This window comes from Hansschlegelia zhihuaiae (assembly GCF_004103825.1).
Lineage (GTDB): Bacteria > Pseudomonadota > Alphaproteobacteria > Rhizobiales > Methylopilaceae > Methylopila > Methylopila zhihuaiae.
Genome location: NZ_RYFI01000004.1, coordinates 242874 through 265393, shown reverse-complemented (window position 1 = coordinate 265393; position 22520 = coordinate 242874). Strand labels below are relative to the sequence as shown.

General features: G+C 62.9%; 19 protein-coding genes. 2 read left to right on the top strand and 17 right to left on the bottom strand.

The genetic code is table 11. The features are described from left to right. Positions 1–52: 52 nt before the first annotated feature. Together EK403_RS06595 and EK403_RS06590 are read right to left on the bottom strand one after the other, a co-directional pair. Positions 53–1147 (bottom strand): SGNH/GDSL hydrolase family protein, encoded by a 1095-nt coding sequence (locus tag EK403_RS06595; protein ID WP_128776695.1) that lies wholly within the window; start codon positions 1145–1147, stop codon positions 53–55. A 29-nt stretch (positions 1148–1176) separates the two neighbouring features. Beyond that, entirely contained in the window at positions 1177–2118 is a 942-nt protein-coding gene (locus EK403_RS06590) for a class I SAM-dependent methyltransferase (RefSeq protein ID WP_128776694.1), read from the bottom strand. A gap of 83 nt (positions 2119–2201) precedes the next feature. Between EK403_RS06590 and EK403_RS06585 the strand changes: the two genes are divergently transcribed. Continuing rightward, positions 2202–2969: a class I SAM-dependent methyltransferase gene (locus EK403_RS06585; protein WP_164919515.1), complete on the top strand. Its 768-nt coding sequence runs from the start codon at positions 2202–2204 to the stop codon at positions 2967–2969. On the opposite strand, the gene EK403_RS06580 is transcribed toward EK403_RS06585, so the two are convergent. Further along, positions 2957–3652, bottom strand: a complete 696-nt coding sequence (locus EK403_RS06580; protein ID WP_128776692.1) for a hypothetical protein — start codon at positions 3650–3652, stop codon at positions 2957–2959. The two genes, EK403_RS06585 and EK403_RS06580, sit on opposite strands and share 13 nt — an antisense overlap. 44 nt (positions 3653–3696) lie before the next feature. On the opposite strand from EK403_RS06580, the gene EK403_RS06575 reads away from it, so the two are divergent. Further along, on the top strand, positions 3697–5499 hold the full coding sequence (locus EK403_RS06575; RefSeq protein ID WP_128776691.1) for a tetratricopeptide repeat protein: 1803 nt from the start codon (positions 3697–3699) through the stop codon (positions 5497–5499). A 2-nt stretch (positions 5500–5501) separates the two neighbouring features. Here the strand turns inward: EK403_RS06575 and EK403_RS06570 are convergent, their stop codons facing one another. From EK403_RS06570 to EK403_RS06505, 14 genes are all read right to left on the bottom strand, one after another. Beyond that, entirely contained in the window at positions 5502–6380 is an 879-nt protein-coding gene (locus EK403_RS06570) for a glycosyltransferase family A protein (protein WP_128776690.1), read from the bottom strand. Between the two features lie 9 nt (positions 6381–6389). Continuing rightward, the gene (locus EK403_RS06565) at positions 6390–6662 is read right to left on the bottom strand and encodes an acyl carrier protein (RefSeq protein ID WP_128776689.1); all 273 of its coding nucleotides are present in this window, start codon (positions 6660–6662) and stop codon (positions 6390–6392) included. Then, on the bottom strand, positions 6659–7876 hold the full coding sequence (locus EK403_RS06560; protein ID WP_128776688.1) for a cytochrome P450: 1218 nt from the start codon (positions 7874–7876) through the stop codon (positions 6659–6661). Before EK403_RS06560 ends, EK403_RS06565 begins: the two co-directional genes overlap by 4 nt. After that, positions 7873–9600, bottom strand: a complete 1728-nt coding sequence (locus EK403_RS06555; protein ID WP_128776687.1) for a fatty acyl-AMP ligase — start codon at positions 9598–9600, stop codon at positions 7873–7875. Before EK403_RS06555 ends, EK403_RS06560 begins: the two co-directional genes overlap by 4 nt. Beyond that, positions 9597–10895: a polysaccharide pyruvyl transferase family protein gene (locus EK403_RS06550; protein ID WP_128776686.1), complete on the bottom strand. Its 1299-nt coding sequence runs from the start codon at positions 10893–10895 to the stop codon at positions 9597–9599. The genes EK403_RS06555 and EK403_RS06550 overlap by 4 nt, the downstream gene beginning before the upstream one ends. Beyond that, on the bottom strand, positions 10892–12421 hold the full coding sequence (locus EK403_RS06545) for a tetratricopeptide repeat protein (protein ID WP_128776685.1): 1530 nt from the start codon (positions 12419–12421) through the stop codon (positions 10892–10894). The genes EK403_RS06550 and EK403_RS06545 overlap by 4 nt, the downstream gene beginning before the upstream one ends. A 377-nt stretch (positions 12422–12798) precedes the next feature. Then, positions 12799–13584, bottom strand: a complete 786-nt coding sequence (locus tag EK403_RS06540; protein ID WP_128776684.1) for a hypothetical protein — start codon at positions 13582–13584, stop codon at positions 12799–12801. A 376-nt stretch (positions 13585–13960) separates the two neighbouring features. Further along, complete coding sequence (locus tag EK403_RS06535) at positions 13961–14872, bottom strand: alginate lyase family protein (RefSeq protein WP_128776683.1); 912 nt, start codon at positions 14870–14872, stop codon at positions 13961–13963. A 225-nt stretch (positions 14873–15097) separates the two neighbouring features. Then, positions 15098–16486 (bottom strand): hypothetical protein, encoded by a 1389-nt coding sequence (locus tag EK403_RS06530; RefSeq protein ID WP_128776682.1) that lies wholly within the window; start codon positions 16484–16486, stop codon positions 15098–15100. A gap of 77 nt (positions 16487–16563) precedes the next feature. Further along, on the bottom strand, positions 16564–17175 hold the full coding sequence (locus tag EK403_RS06525) for a hypothetical protein (protein WP_128776681.1): 612 nt from the start codon (positions 17173–17175) through the stop codon (positions 16564–16566). A 235-nt stretch (positions 17176–17410) separates the two neighbouring features. Then, complete coding sequence (locus EK403_RS06520; RefSeq protein WP_128776680.1) at positions 17411–17638, bottom strand: hypothetical protein; 228 nt, start codon at positions 17636–17638, stop codon at positions 17411–17413. Between the two features lie 42 nt (positions 17639–17680). Beyond that, complete coding sequence (locus EK403_RS06515; protein ID WP_128776679.1) at positions 17681–18295, bottom strand: class I SAM-dependent methyltransferase; 615 nt, start codon at positions 18293–18295, stop codon at positions 17681–17683. Between the two features lie 42 nt (positions 18296–18337). Continuing rightward, on the bottom strand, positions 18338–18985 hold the full coding sequence (locus EK403_RS06510) for a class I SAM-dependent methyltransferase (RefSeq protein ID WP_128776678.1): 648 nt from the start codon (positions 18983–18985) through the stop codon (positions 18338–18340). Positions 18986–19308: 323 nt separating this feature from the next. After that, complete coding sequence (locus EK403_RS06505; RefSeq protein WP_128776677.1) at positions 19309–22485, bottom strand: glycosyltransferase; 3177 nt, start codon at positions 22483–22485, stop codon at positions 19309–19311. Positions 22486–22520 lie beyond the last annotated feature (35 nt).

The following is a 22520-nucleotide window of genomic DNA, read 5'->3' as shown; positions in this document are numbered from 1 at the left end:
ACACGTCGGATGTGGCGTGAGCGCGGGAGCCTGCGCCAGCGGTCGACATCGGTCAGTCCGGTCCCGGTGCGCCGATGACGCCGAGAAAGCGGACCTTCCGGTGTTTGCTCAGCAGATGTCGGTGCTCGCTCGGGACAGGGTTAGGGTGCGGCAACTCATCCAGTCCAAGGATCCGAATCTCGTCCCCTTCACGGAAGTCGCGGAAGACCGACTTCATGTGAAGATGGGGGAAATGGCCGTACCGGTCCAGGAGCGGCGTTCGCCGGGCGACGCCTTGGAAAGTGAGCTCGATCATCGCCGAATCCGGGGCCGAAACGAACAGGAAATAGGCGATGTAGCCGCTGAAGGCGAATTCGATTGGCTGCTCGGCCGGCCCCAAGACGACGGGATGAACCCGCTCTCCCGAGGGGGCCCGGAAGACGTCGCGCTCCAAACCGTCCGTCCGACGCCAGTCGAGGTCATCGAGGAGCCACTGCAACCTGCCCAACCGTTGTCGCAGCGGGGCGCCGAAACCGGGGGCAGATCGCGGCTCGGGCCAAGCCGCGTCTGGCGATAGCAGGCGCGACAGGAGGCTCGCGCCGAACAGCACCGATCCCGCCTCCGTGGTGTGGATGCCGTCCCGCAAAGCCATTCGGCTCAGCGGCTCGGCTCCGTGTTCGGGCCTGCCGAAGCCCGACACGTCCAGCACAGGCAGGCCGAGCTCGGCCGCGCTCTCGTCATAGGCAAGCGTGATGGGATGATCGTCCGGCCGATCTAAGCGCGGCAGTTTGATCATGCACAATTCGCCGCCCTGGTCGCGCACAGCGTCAGCCGTCGCTCCCAGGACAGCTGGCACCACTGCGGGCGGCACCAACAGGTTGAGATCACCGGTTAGGGTTTCGAGAAAGACGAGGTCGTAGCGCCTCGGTCTATCGCGAAGGCTCTGCAGCAGCAGCGCTAGCGCATAGGCCGAGCTCGCGCCCCCTTCGGCGATCCGGTGAAATTCATGCGCGTGGCCCGTGACCCGGCAGAGCAGATCGTGGAAGGCGTGACAGTAGGACTCCTTCTGCGCCGTCACGCTCGCGCCGAGATAAAGGATTGTGCGTTGGCCTGTCAGCAGTCGCGCCAGACGATTGGCGAAGGCTTCCTGCTCGCTCGCTTCGCGCAAGACCGATGGCACCCCACCGACTGACGGCCTCATAGTCTCGAATTGATCCAATGCTGGAAGCCGTCGTCCATTGAGAGGTCGACCATGGCGTCGCCGACATGGTTCATCGCCAGCGACTCGAGCGCAAAGTGAAGGGTCCAACCTTGTCCCGACAGGAGTTCGCGTAACCCCTGATCGATAGCGACGCTGTGCGTCCCGATCGCAAGATGCCGGACTCGCTCGGTGAGCGGGCCGACGGCGGCTGCGACCACCCTCTCCTCGATCCCCTGGATGTCCATGTGCACAAGGTCCACCGGCCCGGCCGGGAGACGGTCGAGCACCATCTCGAGCGTGACCGCCTCGATCCGTTCAAGCGAGAAGGTGTCCTGCCCCGGATCGAAATGCGGGCTTTCGGTCACCCCTGACGTTTCGTGCTCGCGCGCAAGGTCCGTCACTACGCGGTGCCCGCCGAAATTCGGCACTCCCCTCGGAAACAGCGCGAACGGCTTCCAGTCGTCCGAGGGAAGAATGGCGGCCTGAATCTGGATGTGCGCGTCGGGGTTCAGGTCGTTGTCGATGAGGTGCTGCCGCATCCAGGCGAACCGGCTGGGCTCGGCCTCGACGCCTACAAGGAGCAACGGCTTCGGATCCAGAGCCCGAAGTCCGCAAGCCGCCGTGACGCACCATGGGGCGATGCCTGCGCCCAGCTCGATCATGGTGAACCGGTCGCGCGAAGAGAGCGCTGCGTAGAGTACGGCGCCCAGTTCGTAGCGGTGCGGATTTTCAGGCGGCGGCGGGTTGGGGGCCATGGGATATGGCTTGAGGGCTTCGGCGCGCATGCGCCGCACATACGCGGTTGGCAGCATGTGATCGAACCGCGTCAGTTGACCGACGCTGTCCATATGAAAACCTGCGGGCACTATGATGCGACGCCGCTCGATGCGCGCGAATATCTCATCATATGGTGCGGCCGACGCTACAGAATGGCTCATGTTCCGCAGTCCCTAGCATGCGCCGATGTATTGGCACAGCTTCGCCGAGCGGATATATCCAGAACCTCATCGGAGATAAGCGCATGAGTGAGGACTTCCGGTCTCGGTACGAGGCCGTGCGTGAACGCGCCTTTGAGTTCGAGGGCATGACAGGCGAACTCAGTGTCGCGATCTTTCTCGCGTTACTTGATCTTCAGCGCGAGAACGGCGTGACCGGGCACTTCGCCGAGTTCGGCGTATATCAGGGCCGATCCGCCGCCATAGTCCTGGGCGACGTAGGCGAATCGGAGACATTGGCCCTCGTCGACTGGTCGGCCCATCCGAAACTTGATCGCCTCGCAGCCATCTCGACGCGGTTCCGGATGTTCAAGGGCAGCTCTGAAAAGATGAGCACCGACAAAGATTTGCTCTCGCTCCTCGACGCCGGCGTGCGGTTCTCTCACCACGACGCCAGCCACTCCTTCAGCAACGTCGCAACCGAGATGGCGTTGATGGAGAACCGAATCCGGCCGCGCGGGCTCATGGTTCTCGATGACTATGGCAGCATCGCCTACATGCAAGTAATCGCCGCCTGCTTCCATCATCTTTACACTAAAGATTCGCAGCTCGAAATATTGCTGCACGCAGACAACAAGGCTTATCTCTGCAGGCGTGCCGACTTCCCGTTCTATGCCCCCTTCGTCCTCGAACGCTTGCCCGCTCTGCTGCGGGGCGCCGGGTTAGATTGTTATCTCGCGCGCACTGAGAACGACAGCCGCTATCGCGGCTTTTCGCTCGCCCGAAAGCGGGCGCCAACCGATCCCGACCTCTATGGTTTGAACATCTGGGGCGACCAGTTCTACAAGCTCTGAGAGACCGGCTCCCGGCTGGGCTCGACGAGAAGCCAGGTCTGGCGCTCCGCCACAATGTCGAGTCCGTGGTCGGCCGCGAAGCTCTCGACGACCTGCCGCATAGGGAAGCCCTGCTCAGGCCCCCAACCCCAGTCGTCGCCGCACAGATGGGCCGTCGGAAAAAGCCGGCGCGCTTCTTCTAGGTCGGCGGCGACCTTTCCCGCGTCGATATAGATGATGTCCGGCGTAACCCCTGCGTCTGCGATGACTTGCAGCGCCGCCGGCGAGAATCCTTTGATCGGGATGAACCGATCGCTGTAGTCGCGGACATTCGCAAGCGCGGACCGGAACGGTCCGTAGCGTCGCAGATCGCTGACGAAGGTCTCGGTGTCGCCAACGTCGCGGAACACGACGCTGGCCCAGCTCATGCCGAGCCAGCGCTCCATATGCGCTTCCCAGTTGCCCGCCCAGGGATCGATGCCGATGACGGTCAGGTCGGAGTCCGCTTCCAGCCAGGTCAAAGCGGAGCCGCAGAGGAAACAGCCGACCTCCACCAGCACCTTCGGCTTGGTCCGGCCGATTAGATCTACGATATGATGACGACCGCCGCCGTCGAGACTGAAACGATAGCTCGGCACATTCTCAATATCTGGCCAGGGGTGTGCGCGGCGCAAATCCTCAAGCGACACAGGCAGGCTCTCCATCGGTTGTGAGTCAATGTCTTATCCGGATAGTACCGGCGGGTCGAATGGACAATGTTGCGCGACAGCGGGACGAGGCGGGCGAACCTATGGATAACGGCGCGGAGGCGAAGGCCGCACACGATCTGGTGAAGGATGCCGTGACGAAGGCTGCAGAGGATCTAGCAGAGTCGAGGAGCAAAATCTCGACAGCGCTAGACGGCGGGGAGCTGGAGCGCGCCCGCCATATCGCCGAGGAGGCGCTTCGGCGCTGGCCGCGCGATTATGGCCTTCGCATTCGGCGCGCCGAGATCCTGCAGCGCTTGAATGATCCCGCCGCCGCGATCGAGGGGTATCTTGAGCTCGGCCGCGAAAGTGCAGAAGGCCACTGGCCGCTGTTGCGGGCCGTCCGGTTGCTGCGCGACAGCGGCGACCTTGCCCAGGCCCGCGAAGTCTTCGCTGCGGAGATCTGGAGCGGCCCCGCGCCGGAGGACGCCAAGCTTCGGGGGCTCGGCTGGCTCGTGCCCGCGACGGACGACAATGACGACGCGGCAGGGTTCTTGGAGCGCCTCGCCGGCGCCCCGGAGCCGGCGCTTGCGGCTGCGGCCCTTTCGAAACTCGCGGAATTCAAGGCTCGTCAGGGAAGGGAGGAGGAGGCGCGTCGCGTCCTGGCGCGGATCGGGAGCATTGAGACGGCTCCTTTGCGCGCTCGCGCCGTCGAAGCGGATCTCATGCTGGCCGAGGGACGAGCGGCGGATCTGTTGCCGCTCGCGCGCCAGCTCGCCGCGGAAGAGCCGGATCAGATCGACCACGCGCGTCGCTTGGTCGGAGCTCTTTTTCTCGCCGGCGACCCCGAAGAGGCGACCGAGGCGCTCACGGCCGCGCTGGAGCGTTGGCCGGGCGATTGGGTGCTGTTGTCACGCTTCAATGTCCTCGCCGCGCCGCGCGAGCGGATCGAGCATGTGGTCGACCTCGCCACGCGGCGGACCGACCCAGCCGCTCTTCCGGAGATCTCGCGCTTCCAGATCGCCCTCAGCCTGCTGAACCTGCGCAGGACCGAGGAAGCGCTCGGTTTGCTGAACGGAATTGTTCCAGACGGCGTGACGGGGGCGATGTCAGAGCCGCTTCGGCGCATACTGGAGACGATGCCGGCGGAGGTTTGGGACCGCTATTCGCGCCTCGGCGACGATCGGGCCGCTGAGGTGCAGGTCGTACCATGCGACGGCGCGCAGACGGCGATTCTCGTCTTCGGCGGCGCGACCGGCGGACATTCGTATCTGCCGTTCTGCTATTTCGACGCGCTTTTCGCCGGCCTGCCGGCGCATATGATCTATCTCCGCGACGCGAGGATGCGCGGCTATCTGCGCGGCTTGAAGAGCTTCGGCGGATCGTTGGAAGGGACCGTCGCAGGGCTGCGGGACCTGCTTGCGGACATGAAGGCCGAGCGGGTCGTCACCCTGGGAGCGTCGATCGGGGGTCATGCCGCGGCGCGGATCGGAGCCGCGCTGAGCGCCGACGCAGCGGTCCTGCTGGGAGCGCCGACGACGTTCGATACCGGACCGATCCAGGGCGAGCGCGCTTCGCCATACAACCGAATGCACCGGATCCGCAGATGGGCCAAAATACTCGCGTCCGCCAGTCCCAACGCCGATCTTGTGGACCTCTTCGCCGCCAATCCTGATACGCGGAACTTCTACTATTTCGCCTCAGGCACGGCGCGCGGCGACCACAATGCGGCTCGGCTGATCGGGGTCGCCAACGTCGTTCTGCGCCCTGTGCCCGTCCTGGATCAGTCGGCTCTGCCCCTCGACATCATCGGAACCGCGTTCTGGGACCAACTTCTGCACGAGGATCTGGGTCTCCCCGGCTGAGCTCAAGGCGGAGAAACCACCCGACCAAGCCTGGCGTCGAACAGCCAGCCCGGATCGCGGACCGGTCTCAGCGGTTTGCGGCGGATTCGGAAATATTCGCGGCTGCAGGCGATCAGGACCCGGTCGAAGACGTCCGGATCGCCGCTCGTCGCGCCGCCATGCATCTGATGGAACGTCGCCTCGCCGACGATGCGGATGAGCTGGGCGCCTGGAAGCGCGCAGGCCCGTATCAGCAGGTCCGGATTGACCGCGCCGCCGCCCGGACTGTCGAATGCTTCGTCGTAGCCCCCGAGTTCCTCCCAAAGCGGCCGCGGCATGAAGATCGCGTTGCTCTCTAGGATGGGGCCGCCGCTTGCGGCGCTGTCGACATGCGTCGACACGCCGAACAGCCCATACCCATTGGTCTCCCAGGCGATCGAAGCGAGCAACGCGTCCTCCGAGCGCCTGTCATATCCGGAGCGAAGCGAGAGCGGGTGCACCCTCGGTCCGAGATGGCGGTTCTCGGTCACGATCACAGGCCGGGCGTGAAGCCGGGACGCCTTTGCGCAGGCGTCGATGAGGCCGGGCGAGGCGAGGCGGGCGCCGTCGATCCAGGCCCCGATCAACTCGCCCCTGGCCTGCGCCAAGCCGAAATTCAGCGCAGCGACGGGCGAGTGAGTCGGCTTTGGCCAGTGATGCACCGCGACGTCCACGTCGAGGGCGGCGAAGTCTTCCGGACGCGGCGGCGCGCTCGATCCGTTATCGACCAGAAGAACCTCGTGGCGGCCGCGAGGACACAGCGTCTGGTAGGGCGATGAGAGCGAGAAGAGCGTGCGGGGAATCTCCCGAGCCATGTTGTAGCTGATGACGACGACGCTGATCTCCGGCGCTTCCACAACCATCCGGCGGGCCTAGCCGCCGGTCTGTTCGCGCCGAAGGCGGACCACGACGGCCGCGACGCCGTTGATCGTCGGGTCCTCGAAGAACACCGCAGGGTCGATCTCGATCCCGAACTCCTCTTCGATGACGCCGGCCATGATCACGCCCTCGGCGCTGTCGAGGCCATAGGTGTCGAACGTCGCGTCGGGCGCCGCCACTTCGCGCGGAATCTCGAGCGTCGAGCTGACATATCCGATCATCCATTCGCGCACGGCGTCCAGCGTGACTGTCGGAACGTCATTCATGTCGTCGTTTCCTTGCGAGCTGTCGATGGCGCTTGGGGCGCATGGTCCTGGATGATGATCGGCAGGCTCCTCAGCCGACGCGTGAGGTCGGCCGCCGACCAGTCGGCCGGGGCGTCGGTCAGACTGATCTCACATCTCTCGACAAGACGCGCGAGAAAAGTCGCGGCTATCTGACGGCCCAAGAGCATCCCGACGCAGGTGTGTGCTCCGCCCCCGAACGCCAGGCTGGGCGGCCCGCCACGGCGCAGGTCCACCTTGCCCGGATCCGGATAGGCCGCAGGATCGAAATGGGCGCGTTCCGCGTCGAGCAGGAGCCGGGAGCCTTCGGGAATCACGCGGCCGCCGATTTCGACCTCCTCGGTCGTCATCCGCAGGGCCAACCGCCTGATCGGAGCGCCAAACCGAAACAGCTCGTCCAATCCTGTCCGCAAGAGATCCGGCTCGTCGCGAATCGCCGCCACGATCTCGGGGTGGCGGCCGAAAAGTCTCAGCGTGTTCCCGAGGAGCGTCGAGGCGGTGTCGGTCGAGGCGAGCACGAGAAACGCCAACAGCGCGCCGATCTCCGCATCGGTGAATTCACCGTCCTGACGCCCTGCCGCGCGGATGGCGTCCAAGGTAGGCGTTCCCCTCATCGTTCGATCAAGAAGCCCCGCCAAATGTTCGGCCTGCGCTTCGTAGTCGCGCACGACCCGCAGCGGCAGTTGGCGCTTGAGGGAGTTGAACAGGGCCGTGGTTCGCCGCGACACCTCAGCCAGAGCGTCCTTATCGACGCCGAATCCCCGCGCCATGACGCTGTCGGGAAAGTCGTCGCACAGGCACGGCATGGCGTCGATCTCGACGCCTCGCGGCGTCGCGGCGAGCAGTTCGTCGGCGATCTCGCCGCTGACTGGGAGCGAAAGCGCTTGCTCGATCTGGCGGACCGCTTGACGGATGAAACGGCGCGCCTTCGCATGCCAGGGGGGATTGGTCGAGAACAGGAAGCAGCGAAGCTGGAGCTCGAAGTAGGGAAACGCAGCCCCGGTCCGCTCCGCGAGCGCATGGATGGCTTTCTCCGGCTCCTCAGCCTCAACGCCCGGATGGCGCAGCGCGGTTGAGACGTCGGCGTACCGGCTGATAACCCAGGAATTGCCGCCGCGCGGATGGAACTCCGGCGGGCGCGGGGGCTCGACCCATTCGGGGAGATCATGCAGAGGGCCGACGTCGGACATGGTCATGCCCGCGCCATTTCGGACGTCGTAACGGGACGACGCAACCTCGCGATGACGGTCAGATCGTCCGCCGCGTAGCGGTCGCGCAGGCGAAGACGCTGTATTTTGCCGCTCGGCGTGCGCTCGATCGCGCCGAATGGCGCCAGAAGCACCTCGGCCGGCAGCAGGCCGTGCTGTTCGGCGACGGCGGCGGAGAGTCGGCGCAAGATCTCCTCGGGGTCGTCCAGCGGCTGGCCACGCGCCGCCTCGCAGATCAGCACCAGGTCTTCCGAGGCCTCGCCGTGAATCGGAATGGCGGCCGCGGCGGCGAGCGCCGCATCCACCGCAAGCGCGGTCTGTTCGACGTCCTCGGCGTAGATGTTGGCGCCGCGGACGATGATCATCGATTTGAGCCGGCCGATCACGTGCAGGTCTCCCTCCGCGATCAGTCCGATGTCCCCGGTGCGCAGCCAGGAACGGCCGTCGAGCCGCACTTCCCTGGAAGGATCAGGCAGAGCGCGGCCGGTTTCGCCGCTCCAGAAGCCGGGGCTCACCTGGGAGCCTGAAACGCAGATTTCGCCAGGGCGCCCCGGAGCCAAGATTTCCTCCGAACCCGGATCCAAGATCATGATGCGGGTGTCGCCGTAGCCAACTCCACAGGAGACGCTTTCGCGCTCGCCCCGGCCCTGCGGCAAAGGGAGATTGCGCGTCCGGACCCCTTCGCCCGCGGCGCCGCCGGTGACCAGCAGTGTGGCTTCCGCGAGGCCGTAGCAAGGGTAGAAGGCGTTGGAGCCGAAGCCGTGGGGGGCGAAGCGCTCGGCGAAACGGCGCAGCGTGGCGGGACGCACCGGCTCGGCGCCGCAGAAGGCGAGCGTCCAGCGCGACAGATCGAGCCCGCGCGACTGTTCCTCGGTCACAAGCCGGGCGCACAGGTCATAGGCGAAATTCGGCGCGCCCGCAGTCGTGGCCTGCCAGTCGTGCATGGCTTGCAGCCAGCGGGCAGGGCGCTGGAGGAAGGCGAGCGGCGACATCAGCGAGACGCGCGCTCCGAGGTAGAGGGGTTCCAGCACGCAGCCGACCAGACCCATGTCGTGGTGCAGCGGCAGCCAGCTCACGGCGCTGCTGTCGGCCTCCTGCCTGAAGGCCTGCCGGATCAGGTCCAGCGTGGCGGCGAGATTGCGGTGCGTCACCACGACGCCCTTCGGCGCGCTGGTCGACCCCGACGTGTATTGCAGAAAGGCGATCTGGTCGGGGTCAGGCGTCACGGGCGCTTCGGCGGCGGCGCCGGACAACAGGTCTTCGCTGGCGATCAATTGGATGTCGGAGACGCCGGACAGACGCAACGCGGCCGAAACGCCTTCGGCCGCTTCGGCGTCCGCGGAACGGGCGAGCGCCGCGGCCGGGCGCGCGGCCTGCGCGATCGCGAGGGCGCGGTCCTGGTTACGCCGGCCGGGAGAGAGCGGCGCCGGCACGGGGATGGCGCCCGCATAGAGACAGCCGAGGAAGCAGCGGACGAAATCCAGGCCCTGCGGCAGGAGGAAGAGCACCGGCCGGCCGCGCAGCCCGAGACGCAGCAGGTTCGCGGCCGTGACGCAAGCCATGGCGTCGAGGTCGGCATAGGTCGCGTGGTCGGTGGGCCGCTCTCCGCGTTCCAGCCAGCGCAACGCGGTCTGGTCGGCCCGCGCCGCCGCGTGCCGGCGGAATGCGGTGAGGAAGTCCGGCGCTTCGGTCGGGGCGACGGTATCAGTCATCTGCGGATGTCACAGCGGGCGCGGCGCTGCTTCGGGCGCCGAACGCGATGTCCGGGGCGGCGAACGGCTGGAGGAACCATGGCGCCCCGCTCCGCCGCAAGCCCAGTGAGAGGTAGGCGCCGGGGGAGGGCGAGCCGCTCCGAAGTCGCCGGCTCGCCCGATTCACGGAAGGTGGCCAAGACAGAGGCCCAATGTCGGTCGAGAGCGCCTGCGGTGGTCGGCGCCGCCACTTGGATGGCACCAGCCCGCAGCCGGCAGGCGGCGGCCTCCAGGGCTTCGGGCAAAGTGCGAAAGAGATCCTGCGGCCGTCCGATCTGCTTCAGCACGCCGCGGAAGCGCCGCGCGGGCGGCTTCCCGATCAGAATTCCGGGAACGCCATAAGCGACCGCGACCACATAGCCGTGCAGCGACTGCCCGACATAGAGATCGGACAGGGCCAAAGCCGCGACGATCTCCTTTAGCGAGCGCGGATCGTCAAGGAGGATGTGGGGGCGGGTCATCCGCAGCGCGATCTCTCGCGCCGTCTCATCATCCCTCACGCCCGGTCCAACGGCCACCAGGAGCGGGACGACGCCGTGCGCGCCCGCCATGTCGTCAAGCCGCGCGGCGATCTCGGCGAGAGCGGCCTGCTGAAGCGCCATTCCACGAAAATGAACCGCCAACAGGGTCGAAGGCCGCTCGACGCTCTTCCGCTGCAGCATGGCTCGAAACACAGGCTCGAGCTGGGCGCGAGGCCACATCGCTTCGACGCCGAAAACAGTGTCGGGGACCACCTGAATGTCCCGCTCGTGATGATCGCCCAGATGCGCCCGACTTTCCGCGTCCCGGACGCTGAGATAGCCCGCCGTCCGTATGGCGGCGTTGGCCACCGCCTTGAGGTCTGCGCCGATCAGCGGAGAAAACACGCCTGGGGCGTTCCACGCGACCGGCACCTTCCGAAGCGCCGCGGCCAAGGACGCGCCCAGCCAGAGAGAGGGCAACGCGGTCGCATAATCCGCTCCGGAAGGACCCTCGAACAACCCGTCTCTGAAGCCGCACATGACGATGTGGCCGCCTCCGATCAGCAGTCCGTCGGTCGGCTCGCTCCCGAGCAGCACGCTCTCGATGGGCACGGAGGGAAGCGCGTCCGGCCATGACAGGGCCGCGCCCGTGGGCGACGCCGGCGTCACCGAAATCCCATGCGGCGCCAGCCGATGCGCGGCGATCAGCGGGAACAGCGCGTCGCCGAAATTGTGAACGTCGGAGACGCCCGTGATGTGGACGCGGAGCGGCGCGTCGGACCGGCGCCCCGTCATGGCGCGCCCTCGCCGGCGCGCGACCGCGGGGCGCTCGCCAGCACGGCCTTCGCCGCCTCGAACGCCTCGCTGTGGCGCCCCATCGCGGCGAGCGTGCGACTCCGTTCGGCATGTGCTCGCGGCTGCCGCCAGTCCAGAGCGACGGCCTCCGACAACGCGTCCTCCGCCTCCTCGAGGCGTCCGGCCGCGCGGAGCAGAGCCCCATGTCTCAGCAGGCGGGCCGGGAATGGCGGCTGGCTTGTGGAGCCCTGGCTATGGGCCAACGCCTCCAACGGCTCCCCGAGGCGCCGAAACGCATCGGTCAGGTCATTGAGAAGGTGGCTGTGCTGCGCCTGAAGTCGGGACGCGGCCGCTTTCAGCCAATGCAATGCGCGCTCCCTGATCTTCAAGGACTCCAGCACCCGAGCCGCCTGAAGGCAGACGCCAGCGTCGGCGTCGGGGCCGCCCGCGGCGCCCTCGACGTCTGCAGCGAGGTCCGGGAAGCGCTGCCGCAATTGCGACGACGCCGCAATGAAAACCTCGGCGTCGAGGCGACCGTGGCGCATACTCCGCCGCGCATGCGCGGCGGCCTCGTCCACGCGGCCGAGATCCAAAGCGATGCGGGCGCCAAGCAGGAGCAGGCGGCGCGAATCGGGAAACTGGGCGAGCGACGCCTCGATTCGGCGTAGCGCCTCCTCGGCGTCGCCGCTCTCCAGCGTCATCCGAGCGCAAGCCAAGGCGGCGGCTTCGCTCCCGGCGCCGGACTCGAGCAGGGCGCGAAAAGCGGCGAGGGCGGCCTGCCTCGCCGGATCCGCGGCGCGGCTCGTGGGCCGCGCGAAGTTGGACGTCTCCGTGTTCGAGCCCTTCTCGATCAGGACAAGATTGTGGAAGCGGTGGATCGCGTGGATGGAGGCCGCGAACGGGTGAGGCCTGGGCGCGTCGGGCGCCCACGCCCGCTCGGCGTGGTCGACCTCGTCCATCAAGGCCTTCACGAAGTTCATCGTGGTGCGTCGGCTCGGCGAGAGGCCGCCGGCGAACGCAGGCCAATAGGAGGTCTGGGTGTCTTCGATTGCGAAGAAGCCGCCGTCGGCGACGAATGGAAAGCTGGCCTCGAAGAAGCCGATCGTGTCGGCGGAGACGTGGCTTCCATCGTCGATGACGATGTCGAACGGCCCGAACTCGGCGTTCAGCGTCTCGAGAAAATGGCCGTCGGACATCGAGCCCTGCCGAATCTCGACCCGGGAACCGAGATCCAGCCGCTTCGGAGCGATGTCTATGCCGATGATACGACCGGAGGGAAAGTAGTCTCGCCACATGGCCAGGCTTTCGCCGCCTGCCTCCGGATCGTCATACCCGCCAATGCCGGCCTCGAGCAATGTGACGGGGCGATCTCTGAGCGCCTCGAAGTGTCGATGGTAATGAGGCGTGTAAAAATGCTCGCCATATTTGTCTGTGCCGTGCCAGATCGCGAGTTGCGACAGCGGATCCAGCGAAGAGAACGCCTGATCCGAGCAGACCGCCAACGGCACGGCATTGGAAATGCTCAAAGACTATGCCCTTTCAAGGGGACACCCGCATTTGGCGCGGATGCACGCGTCGAACGCCTCGACGAACGCGTTGTCGGTCCATTATGGACTTTGAGAAGTCAAGACCGACGCTATCGACGCTGGGCCGCCGACATGGCTGCGTCGATAGGCGTCAGCGCCGCGTTGGGCGGATCGGGGTCCCGTCGGCCCGTCTGACGTCCTGGCTCGCGACCGCCGTCCGCCTCACCCCGGGCGTTGGGCCGAGGCGCCGGTCGGCTCTTTCGACGTCTGGAGTTCGGCTCGCAATCGCAGCGTCGCGCAAGCGCTCCCGTGCGAACGATCGCCATGAGGTCTCCACCGCCTCTCGGCCCGGAATACGTGACGATTCTCTGGGACGCCTAGCGGCTGCGGCAGAACTGTTCCGGCGTGAGGACGCGTATGTCGGTCACCGGCGCCTTCTCGTCCACGACGTACTCGGAGATGCCGAAGTGGTCCTCCGAAGTCTCGCTCCAGTCGTAGGTCCAGCCCATGCCAGTGAACGGATAGCCCGGTTCCGGGAAGCCCTCGATAAACGAGCTCCACATCTGCTCGAAGACGAAGAGCTGTGTTTTCTCGACCGCGCGCCGCTCCTCCGGCGAGGAAAACTTGGTCGGCAATTTGAAGGCGCACTCGGTGGTCGTAATGTCCGGCCCACTGCCGCACGGCCGGAAAATGTGCTTTGGCGCGACTTTGAACTGCACGAGTTCCCATTGCCCTCCCACGGGAGGCATCCCTAGGATTTGTTGAAGCCTTAAGACCGGATTGCGCGCGCCCTTGCATGCCGGCCTCGACTCCGCCGGCAACGAGACCCAGGTGGGTTGGAGCAACACCCCAGACACGCCGTCCTTGCGATCAAGCTTGAGGACGCCTTTCGTGACGTTGAACCGTGTCGGCTCGACAGGGTCGTCGCTCTTGGTCGTGAGCGTCACGACCGTCACCTTGGGCAGCGACGCGTCGATCGGCGTCAAAGGACGACGAAAGGACCGCCGTTTGACCGCGGCGTCGTAGATCGAGCTCTTGTAAAGCTCCTCCAAGCTGACGGCGGCCGTCTGCGCCGACATTTCGGCGGCGCGGACGCCGCTTTGGGCGAGGCAACCGATGACGATCGCGGCGCAAGCCGCTCCGGTCACGAAAATGCGATGCATGCTGCGCACCCCCTTGTGCGTCTAAAGCGACCCCGCCAGCAAGCCGGCGCCCACGCTCCCATGACGAGAAGCCAATGGCGAAGACCGGCGGCGTTTCATCCAATCTAAGAAGACCCGCGTTCCCCCGCGTCCGGGCTCTTGGACAATCTAGAGCCAAGTTGGAGAGCCGACCAATACTACGATATTATTTTTCTTGGCGCCGCCGGGCCAGCAAGCGGACATGATTAACGAAGCATGAGCCGTTGGCATGGCCGCCTTGTGACAATCAGCGAATCTAAGAAACTGCCGAGGCCTGACGCGGACGGGCGACGTTCACCGCGGACATCTTCTTGCGCAAATCGCTTCGGAGTTCGGTCTAATAAGGCGTTCGCTCCGGTTACGGCGAAGAGCTCTTCGCCGTCGAGGAGCTTCCTTGCAGCGCCTTGTCGAGGGCCGCCACCCGCCCTCCTAGTCGGCTGTCTTGGTCGCGCTCTTCATCTTCTGGCGCCGCATAATAGGCTTCTGCGCCCCGAAGCCGCTCATATAGCCCCATCCACCGAGCTCTCGGCAGCGCCTCCTGTTCGACGCCAGCAGAGCGCGCGAGGATCTGCGGGTCTGCGAGTAGGCGCTTCACGAGACCGACCAGGCGATCGAGCGCCTCGCCATCACGTCCATAAATGTCGTCGCCCCCATACCGGCCCAGGCGAGCGAGCAACACGAGCGGTTGGGCCGCGAAGTCATGGTACAAAGCCGCGCGTCTGCCGCGGCGCGACTCGATGGCCAGCACGCCGTCCGGCCCGATGTTAGCCGTCGCCCGCTCGAACGCCTCAGCGCCGAACCGCCAATAGTCCGCCCTGTCGAGAACGACGCCCACGCAGCCCACGGACATGCCGGCCCAGTAATACAAATTCGTCTCGGCGTCGGCGCCGTGCTCGTTCCGTCGGCTGGTCTGATGCGCGACCACCCCGTCTGCTAGCCGCGAGAACCAAGCTCCGATCGCCCCGTCGTTGGACGACCTCTCCTTGCCTCCGAGCTTGATGTAAGCCAGGCAAAGAGAGCCGAGCGCCCAGGCGCGATTGTGCTGGCCCTGTGACGTGTGCCGCCCGTTCATCGCATCAGCGGCCGCCCACGCGCCCAGTAGACTGATAGCGCAAGAACGAGCGTTCTCATCGTGAGTGGCGGCGAAAGCATCCGCCTGCCCCAATACGACCCTCAAGTAACGGTTCAGGCCACGCGAAGCCTGGACATACTTAGCCCTCCTTTGAGGATCGATGACAGACTTCTCACCGTCCGCATAGAAAGGCTTCATCCTCAGATCGCGAACCACAGGCGGCGTGGACGGGCACTGATAAGCCCCCGCCTGCCCGGCGGCCCAAAAACAACTGAACAGTATGACGACTACGTTGGCTGTGAGGCGGGCGTACACCAAGTGATCCCCCAAACATGTCCCGAGAAGAACGCCGAAGAACAATGCGGATTGTATTCGTGGGGCGGCCGCCGCATCGGGGGCCCGTATCCAATCTCGACCCCTCCATTACGGCGAAACCGATACCGCCGCCAAAGCGGCGTTCATACGATCGACGTGCCCGCGCATCTCAACCGAAGTGTACGCAGCCTCAAGATGTTGCTTCGCCCTTTTGATGTCCTTCTCAGCCAACGAATAGAGCGCCATTATGAATGACGCAGCCCCCCGGTGCTGGTTCGCAACCATTCGCACACGGGTCTTATACATAGCCAAAGGCGACTTCGCTTTTCCGACGCTCTTCGAAATCGCCAAGTATAACGAGCTCATGAAGACGTTTTCGCTGTCGAAGCAATGGGTTACGCACGCCGCCGCCGCCTCTCGGGCGGCGTCCATTCGATCATCCGCAAGCAGCAAGCTCATCAACAGGATCCAATAAAACGGATTTTTTGCGTCGTGCACCAGGGCGCTATTCATCAACTCGATACGCCGGGCGACACTCAATACATTGCGGCCAAGGTGAACTGCCGAAAATATCGCATAAGAAATTTGTAGAGGATGAAGTTGAGATAGATCACCCCTTTCCACGGCGCCAACAAGCATCTCAACGGACTCGCGATCGTCCATTCCAGACCGTGGATCAACGATCTCTATCCCGCCAATCATCGCGGCCAGTTCAGCAAACGCGCTGCTACCTGCGCGGATCTCCCGACAGCGGGACATCAACACGACTTCGCAAAGGGCTACGCCGAGACGATCGTCGCGCGGGACAAAATGAATCAAATCTTGGGCCAGAAGGCAGGCGCGCGCGCCAGATGCGGCAAGGTGTTTGCACGTAGGCTCGTCTTGTCCGAATATAATCGGATTGGAACCGGAATCCATAAGAGAAAGAATCTCTTGCTTGGCTATCGGGACGGGTAGCGCCTTTCTATTGTAGTTACTCATGTATCGATACGACCCGTAAACGATATCACCTGTACGGTGATGTAGGGCGATCGGATTTTCGGGCAAAGTGATCTCGTATGTCGCTGCTATAAGGCGCTTATAACGCGACTGGAAACCAATCTGATCGAACAGACCGCGAAACCCAACCAGTTGATCTGAGTCATCATCCACCATGTGCAGGGGCAATGTATCGTAATGCACGATCACGCCTCTATCGGAGGCATCCAGCGTTTGACTTACCCCCTGCGCTGAATGAAGGCCCGGCGGCAACTCCAGGTATCCATCACGGGTCGGTTCAGATAGATGATGCGATAGATATTCTGACGCAAACGTTTTATCAGCACTGTATATTGCGTGACTTTTGTCATTATTCTTTGTCCATATGAAGCGGTAATGAACGCCGTGCCGCTTAGCAAGGTAGGATGCATTTAGAAGTGACCTAAGACGCGCCCCCAGACCATCAGTTCTAACCGAAAGGAATACTTTCTGATCAGATTTCATCAACGCGCCTTCCATGTGGGATTTTATAATCAAACAAGGTCAGTTCATCCCACCTCGTCGACCCTGTCCTGCTCCCGCGGCGGTCAACGCGATTAAGAATTCTTACTGAAGAAAAAGACACTGTGTCCGGTCATCTGGCTCTGCGCCGTCGCTGGTATATTCGCTGACATCAGCTCGTCTTCCGTAATGTGAAGGGACATATCCTGTTGGGACCACCCGGAAAACCAACGCGCAAGCAGGTCGGGGAGGTCTCGGCGGCCGAAATCCCGCATATGTTCCGGATGGCCGAATTGAACGCTCCGCTCCTCCGGCGAGAGATCGGGAGACAGATCCTCTCGATACCTTTGGCCACGAACCGGCAGGACAAAAATGTGAAATCCGCCCTTGCGCACAGCGTTGTTCATATCCGTCACGACTTTGTCTATCGGCGCCGGAATATGCTCCAAAATGTGAGAGTGTATAAAGCCCTGCACCGAGTCAGGAGGAAAGTGGGATCCTGGCTCACGGAGGTCCACAAACTTGACCGGGAGGCCGATGTTGGAGTAGCGCTCAGGAGCGTAGTCGGCCGCTACATAGTGTGACGCGTACTTGGCATGAAGCAACTTCGCCAAACCTTTTTCAGGGGCGAAGTGGACGACCTGATAGCCGGAAGGCGGCGGGGCCAGCTTGCTGATCGCCAGCGCAAGATACCGCGTTCTGGCCAAAGACCCGCATCCGCGGCATCGCTCGTTTGGCCTGCCTCGGTGTTCAAGGAATTGGGTCGACTGACAGAGAGGGCACTTCTGACGCATGGGCTGTCCTCTTTAACTCTCGCTGGCGCCGGCGACGGCCGAGCTGGAATTCAACACAAGCGCGTTCGTCGCCTGGTCGGCCAAGGGCGCCAGATCAGTTGCGACGTGGCGATCTTGTGGACGCCGAACAATTCACTCCGCGAGAGCATCATTTTGTCGCCGAACGCTGCCAGATCGTCCGAGGATTTTGGAAGTAATGGGTTACTTCTTGGTCGAGCGCAGTAGGTCGCGGTCGCGACGCGCCAAGCCAGCCATGATCATCCAATTGGTCGTGAACTTCGGTGTGTTCTGACATATGCGCCACGTGCTCCGCCTTTAAGGTGCGAGAGGTCGAGCGCATCCAGAGGCGTTGCTGGTCAAAAGCCGTCTCGCGCATCAAAATCGCCAGAGCCACCCGCCCACTGCGCGGGGCGCATGATCATATTTGTGTAAGAGCAAAGGAAAAATGCCCGTGACTTTCGAGCGTTATATAACGGTATGACCAATTGTGATCGACGCAAAATTTATTGCAGGCCTCAATGACCCCGTAGGGAACGCCTCCGACAACATTGCCCGTACAGAAGTCGTGACCCGCTATGATGCCAGCATCCCTGACTTTGCTGCTTGCGATGACCAATTCATCGTATGTCGTATCGAACTGGTGGTTGGTATCGATATAGACCCAGTCAAAATAATTCTCGGGGAACTGGCGAATGACGTCAATCGATAAGCCTTGGTGAATGCTGATTCCTGAATAAGATATAGGTCCCGCGAACTCTTTCTTGATAGCCGTCAGGCCCGGCGCATACCGATCGCCTTGCCAGGCGTCGATTAGGTGAAGCTTGGCCGGTTTGGAGAGCTGCCAGATGAGTTTCGAGAAATCTCCAAAGGCCACGCCAATTTCGGCCACAACCCCGCCTTTGGGAAGAGCGTGAAGCAGAGATTTTCGATCTGGCAGCACTCTACACTGCTCGGTATGGTGCTCGGACAATAAGACACGCGGCATGGCCGCCTTCTTCTGGCGTCTCAGTTCAATGAACTGACTTTCTTTCATGATGCAACCTCTATCTGTGCCTGATAAGTATATACAACAACATCATTTAAGTCTACGAGCCAACCGGAAATGACCGGCATACGCGCCGACAGTTTCATCTTCTGTCAATTTATTTTGGAAGCTTGAATCCAACTCGAAGCCTGCGACACTGAAAATGGCCAGGTAGTCGGACAAGGGACGGCTTACGTAATGCTGAGCTTCGCTCCCGCGCTGTTCAGGGAATACGTCAGCGAACAACAGAGCTCCACCTGGAGCGACCCACGACAACGCCCTGATCACCATGTTCCTCCAAGCGGAGTCATCCACAAAGTGCACGAATACGTATAAGACGCTGACGATGTCGAAAAGGCGAGGCGCCGTCCATGTGGCGAGGTCGCCGATGACGAACTCGGCGTCTGGATTGCGATCTCTCGCCTGGCTGATGGCTTCCGGTGAGACGTCAACGCCGAGATACCGAATTTTGCGCGACGTGAAGCAACCAGAGACCCTGCCATAACCGCATCCCACATCGAGCACGCTGTCTACAGGCTGGAGAATATCCACGGCGCGGTCGACGACGTGGACCATGACGGCCTCACTACGCTTGTTCTGATCGAGGGTCTTTCCGAGGTGTCCGACGGATCTGGGATCACCCACCAACGAACGATGCCGCTTGATCCAGTATGACGATTGATCAAAGCGTGAGGTCATGGTTCTATTCTCTGTCTTGGGATGACGAAGCAGCAACGAGCGCTGCGTGTCGGCGTCAGATATCACATTCGCTGCAGGCGCAGCGGCCTTCTCGATCTGGCCTCTAGCATTGCGGTCGACGGGGTGTCCAATGGCCTCGTCAGGCGCCGTGGCGGCCTCCCGATCCGTCGCGGCGTTCCCAGGACCCGCTTACGGAGGCCGCGACGGCGCACCGTGAACTGCCGCGTAGCCCTCCCGCTTAGGGCACGCGCGGCCCCGCAGCCAAAACGCCCGCACGAAGCGTTCAGTCCCAGCACGTCATGGCTTGGTGCGTGGACGAACAGTTAGCGCGTGGACTCGAGTACGTGTCGACGGGAAGAGGGCGTCATCTCCGGACGCGCGTCGCTGAGCGGCCTACCCAGAACGCGGTCAAGGCGCCGGGCTAGGGCCGTCGCGCTGCAGTGAGCCCGCACGAACGCGCGGCCTCTCGACGCAATTTCCGCGGACAGGACGGGGTCCGCGACAAGCTTGCGAAGGACCGCCGGCACGTCCTCGGGAGCGCAGTACAACGCAGCCGATCCAAAAACCTCCTCGAACTTATGGGGAAGAATGCAAGGGACTGAACGGGCCATCGCTTCAGCGACCGTCCGGCCAAACTCTTCGATATATTCCTCGTTCGGGAAGTGAATTAAGGCGTCGAGTTGATCGATAAAGTCTTCGACCGCTACCGAGTCGAACTCAAGGACCTGCCAGTTTGGCGGGACGCGACCCAGCAGTTTCACAGCGTGGTCGGCCCCGCCAAGCAGTCTGACCTCGATATCGCTGTCCACGCAATACGCCGATTTTAAAGCGTCAATGTCGGCTGGCCACTTGGTCCAGTGATCCCGCGCATGCCGGCCGATGACAAGCGGCCCCTCGGAGCGGAGGGCGTCCTTGGCTCTCTCCGCCATGAGAAGAGGGGGATACCAGTCGACGTCGTCGATAGATCCGTGCGCGACCGCGAATGAAAGGTGCCTCCGCACCAGCGGCGATATCGGCAGCCATGTCGGCTTGAGGCCGAAGAGACGGACGAAATCGCGCTCCGCCAACAGAGGTTCGTAAAAGACGTTCGCCTGGCCTTCGAGTTGGTAGGGCAACTGATTTACAAGAATATATCCGGACTTGGCTGCGATCTGGGGCACGGAATCTAGCTTTGAAGCCATTATGGGCGGATGGTGAACGATCAACGCGTCACACGAAACTTCTTCATCGCAGGTGATGATATCGACGCACTCGGTCTGGTTGCGGTCGCGATAGCCCGGCTCGATGTCCGGCAAAAGCTTCAGGTCGCCTCGAGGCCAGTGGAATAATCCGACGCGTTTTCCTGAAGCAGTGGCAGCGTCGATATAAGACAGGTTGCAGCTTCGCGTTCCACCCTTCAGCGACAAATCAGAAATTAGTATAATGTCGTAATGGCGGCTGCCAATTAGTTCTTTCGGCAATAGTCCCGATGGACTGGCGAAGGGCGCCTTGCGAGACGTTCGCTTTGGAAGTCCGATTGCGCCGGCGGCCATCATCTGTCGGTGCACGTAATCCGCTTGGCGGTCGTACTCGTGACGCGCGCCGAACGTCAGGCTGAGCAGTCCCGTGCCGCGCTGCTCGGTAAGCGATTCAGGTCTAACCAAAAAGAACGACAGCGGCGACGAGCCCGCCGCGTCGGCCATCGCGGCGTCGCCGAAATGCATGCGAGCCCGCTTGACGAGTTCGGCGTCGGCGTTCGCTCTGACGCCGTCCCACACGCCTAACTCCGCCAAATCGGCACGCGAAATCATCAACGACGGATAGCTGCGGTGCACGATCTCCATGTTTCTCCGACTCGGACGAACGCCGAAACGGAGGTCTTCTGTCACCCGGCTCATCATTGAAAAACTGAAGCGGGCGCTCGACTGCGTTAGGAGCAGGTCAATCTGTCGCTCCAACATCTGAGGATGAGACCAGTCGTCGCTGTCGTGGACAGTGACGTAGTCTCCATCGGACACGGCCAGAGCTCGATTTCTCGTCGGATAGGCCCCCATGTTCGTTTCATTTCGAAGCGCCTTAACTCTAGAATCTCGCTTCTCATAGCTTTTAATCTTATCCCATGTGCGATCTTCACTACAGTCGTCAACGATAACGAGTTCGAGATTCCGCCATGTCTGCCCAAGCATCGAATCAACGGCGATTTCTAGGTGCTCCTCGGCATTAAAGGCGGCCATGAGGACGCTGACCTTCGGTCCGCCCGAACGGTGATGTCTTCGGGTGTCGCAGCGCAATCGGCTGATTGTCAGCGGTTCGGATGCATCGCTGTTGAAGACTGGAAGCAGGCCGTCCTTCGCATAGATCGCATTGATCTCAGCAAGCCGTCGCGCATCTGCATCCGCTCGCGCCATTTCGCCAGCCTCGGCCATCGCCAAATAGACATTGGCGAGCGAAAGCGAAAAATTCGCGTCGTCCTTATTGAAGACGCGGGCCCTTTCGATAGCTTCGATTGCGTCCTTGAATGCGCCTAGACTAGTTAACGCAAAGTATTCTATTAATCTGACATTACGGCGCCGTGCGAACACCTTCGAGTGGGTCCGCACTGAACGCAACATTGCAAGGCACTCAACATAGTCCCCTTGGCTCGCCGACCAGCGGGCAAGTTCCCATGCGGCCCGAGCTCGAGCCTCGGGGTGAGCTAGGTTAGAGCCAACGATCCGACCAAGCTCCCTGCGCGCCAGTTCGGAAAACCCGCCCCACAACTTCTTCTCAAGATCGATGAGCTCCTGCTCGATCCGCCTGACGAGCAATTTCTCGCGAGCGACCCGTTCGGCGTCGTCCTGTGAAACGGGAACGGTCCGCGCGAGCGGCGTCATAGTCGTCACAGCCTGGAGGCGCTGGGCGTCGCCTTCGAGCGTCACCGTCACGAATTCCACGCGCGCGAGTTGGAACCCTATCCGTGGCGACCTGCTGATAAAGCTCAGCCAGAGACTTTGGGCGCCGTCTTCCTGGGCTGAGCAGGCGGCGCGATAGAGTGTCTCGGCGTCATCGAGCTCAAGCGTGAGCCGATGCTCCGTCAACGACAAGCCAAGTCGGTGACTCTTAGCAAGTTCAACGATTTCTCCGTCCAGGCGGCCTTCCACCCGACGACAAACGCAAATCGATGCAAAGCTCGCCGAACGGCCGAGTTCGGGCAAACTGGACGCGAAGAAAGAGAGGACATTGGGCTTCCGTTCGATCCAAAGCTTTGGATCAATCTCGATCTCGGTTCTAAAGTAACTCCGGTCCAAGGCGCCTCGCGCCTCAAGCCCGTACAGCGAAATCCGGCCAGCCCCACCCTCCGCAGCAAAAACCTTCGGGCTGACTGCGATGTCGGACTCAGAAGGGCGAACGAGGAGCCTCCACCCCGGCGCGAAGGACGTCGCGGGACGGATCAAAGTCACCGGATCGCTCGGAGTTAAACCCTGAAGATCGCCGTTGATCGGGAAATGCGTAAGCGGGACACCTCGTGTGCGGACGTTCATTCCATGCTCTCACAGAACCGGCAGTCGTGACTCAG

Excerpts from the sequence above, each read along its gene's own strand:
- EK403_RS06590 (WP_128776694.1), bottom strand. The coding sequence starts at position 2,118 with ATGAGCCATTCTGTAGCGTCGGCCGCACCATATGATGAGATATTCGCG.
- EK403_RS06585 (WP_164919515.1), top strand. The coding sequence starts at position 2,202 with ATGAGTGAGGACTTCCGGTCTCGGTACGAGGCCGTGCGTGAACGCGCC.
- EK403_RS06580 (WP_128776692.1), bottom strand. The coding sequence starts at position 3,652 with ATGGAGAGCCTGCCTGTGTCGCTTGAGGATTTGCGCCGCGCACACCCC.
- EK403_RS06575 (WP_128776691.1), top strand. The coding sequence starts at position 3,697 with ATGGACAATGTTGCGCGACAGCGGGACGAGGCGGGCGAACCTATGGAT.
- EK403_RS06570 (WP_128776690.1), bottom strand. The coding sequence starts at position 6,380 with ATGGTTGTGGAAGCGCCGGAGATCAGCGTCGTCGTCATCAGCTACAAC.
- EK403_RS06565 (WP_128776689.1), bottom strand. The coding sequence starts at position 6,662 with ATGAATGACGTTCCGACAGTCACGCTGGACGCCGTGCGCGAATGGATG.
- EK403_RS06560 (WP_128776688.1), bottom strand. The coding sequence starts at position 7,876 with ATGACCATGTCCGACGTCGGCCCTCTGCATGATCTCCCCGAATGGGTC.
- EK403_RS06555 (WP_128776687.1), bottom strand. The coding sequence starts at position 9,600 with ATGACTGATACCGTCGCCCCGACCGAAGCGCCGGACTTCCTCACCGCA.
- EK403_RS06550 (WP_128776686.1), bottom strand. The coding sequence starts at position 10,895 with ATGACGGGGCGCCGGTCCGACGCGCCGCTCCGCGTCCACATCACGGGC.
- EK403_RS06540 (WP_128776684.1), bottom strand. The coding sequence starts at position 13,584 with ATGCATCGCATTTTCGTGACCGGAGCGGCTTGCGCCGCGATCGTCATC.
- EK403_RS06535 (WP_128776683.1), bottom strand. The coding sequence starts at position 14,872 with ATGAAGCCTTTCTATGCGGACGGTGAGAAGTCTGTCATCGATCCTCAA.
- EK403_RS06530 (WP_128776682.1), bottom strand. The coding sequence starts at position 16,486 with ATGGAAGGCGCGTTGATGAAATCTGATCAGAAAGTATTCCTTTCGGTT.
- EK403_RS06520 (WP_128776680.1), bottom strand. The coding sequence starts at position 17,638 with ATGCGCGAGACGGCTTTTGACCAGCAACGCCTCTGGATGCGCTCGACC.
- EK403_RS06515 (WP_128776679.1), bottom strand. The coding sequence starts at position 18,295 with ATGAAAGAAAGTCAGTTCATTGAACTGAGACGCCAGAAGAAGGCGGCC.
- EK403_RS06510 (WP_128776678.1), bottom strand. The coding sequence starts at position 18,985 with ATGACCTCACGCTTTGATCAATCGTCATACTGGATCAAGCGGCATCGT.
- EK403_RS06505 (WP_128776677.1), bottom strand. The coding sequence starts at position 22,485 with ATGAACGTCCGCACACGAGGTGTCCCGCTTACGCATTTCCCGATCAAC.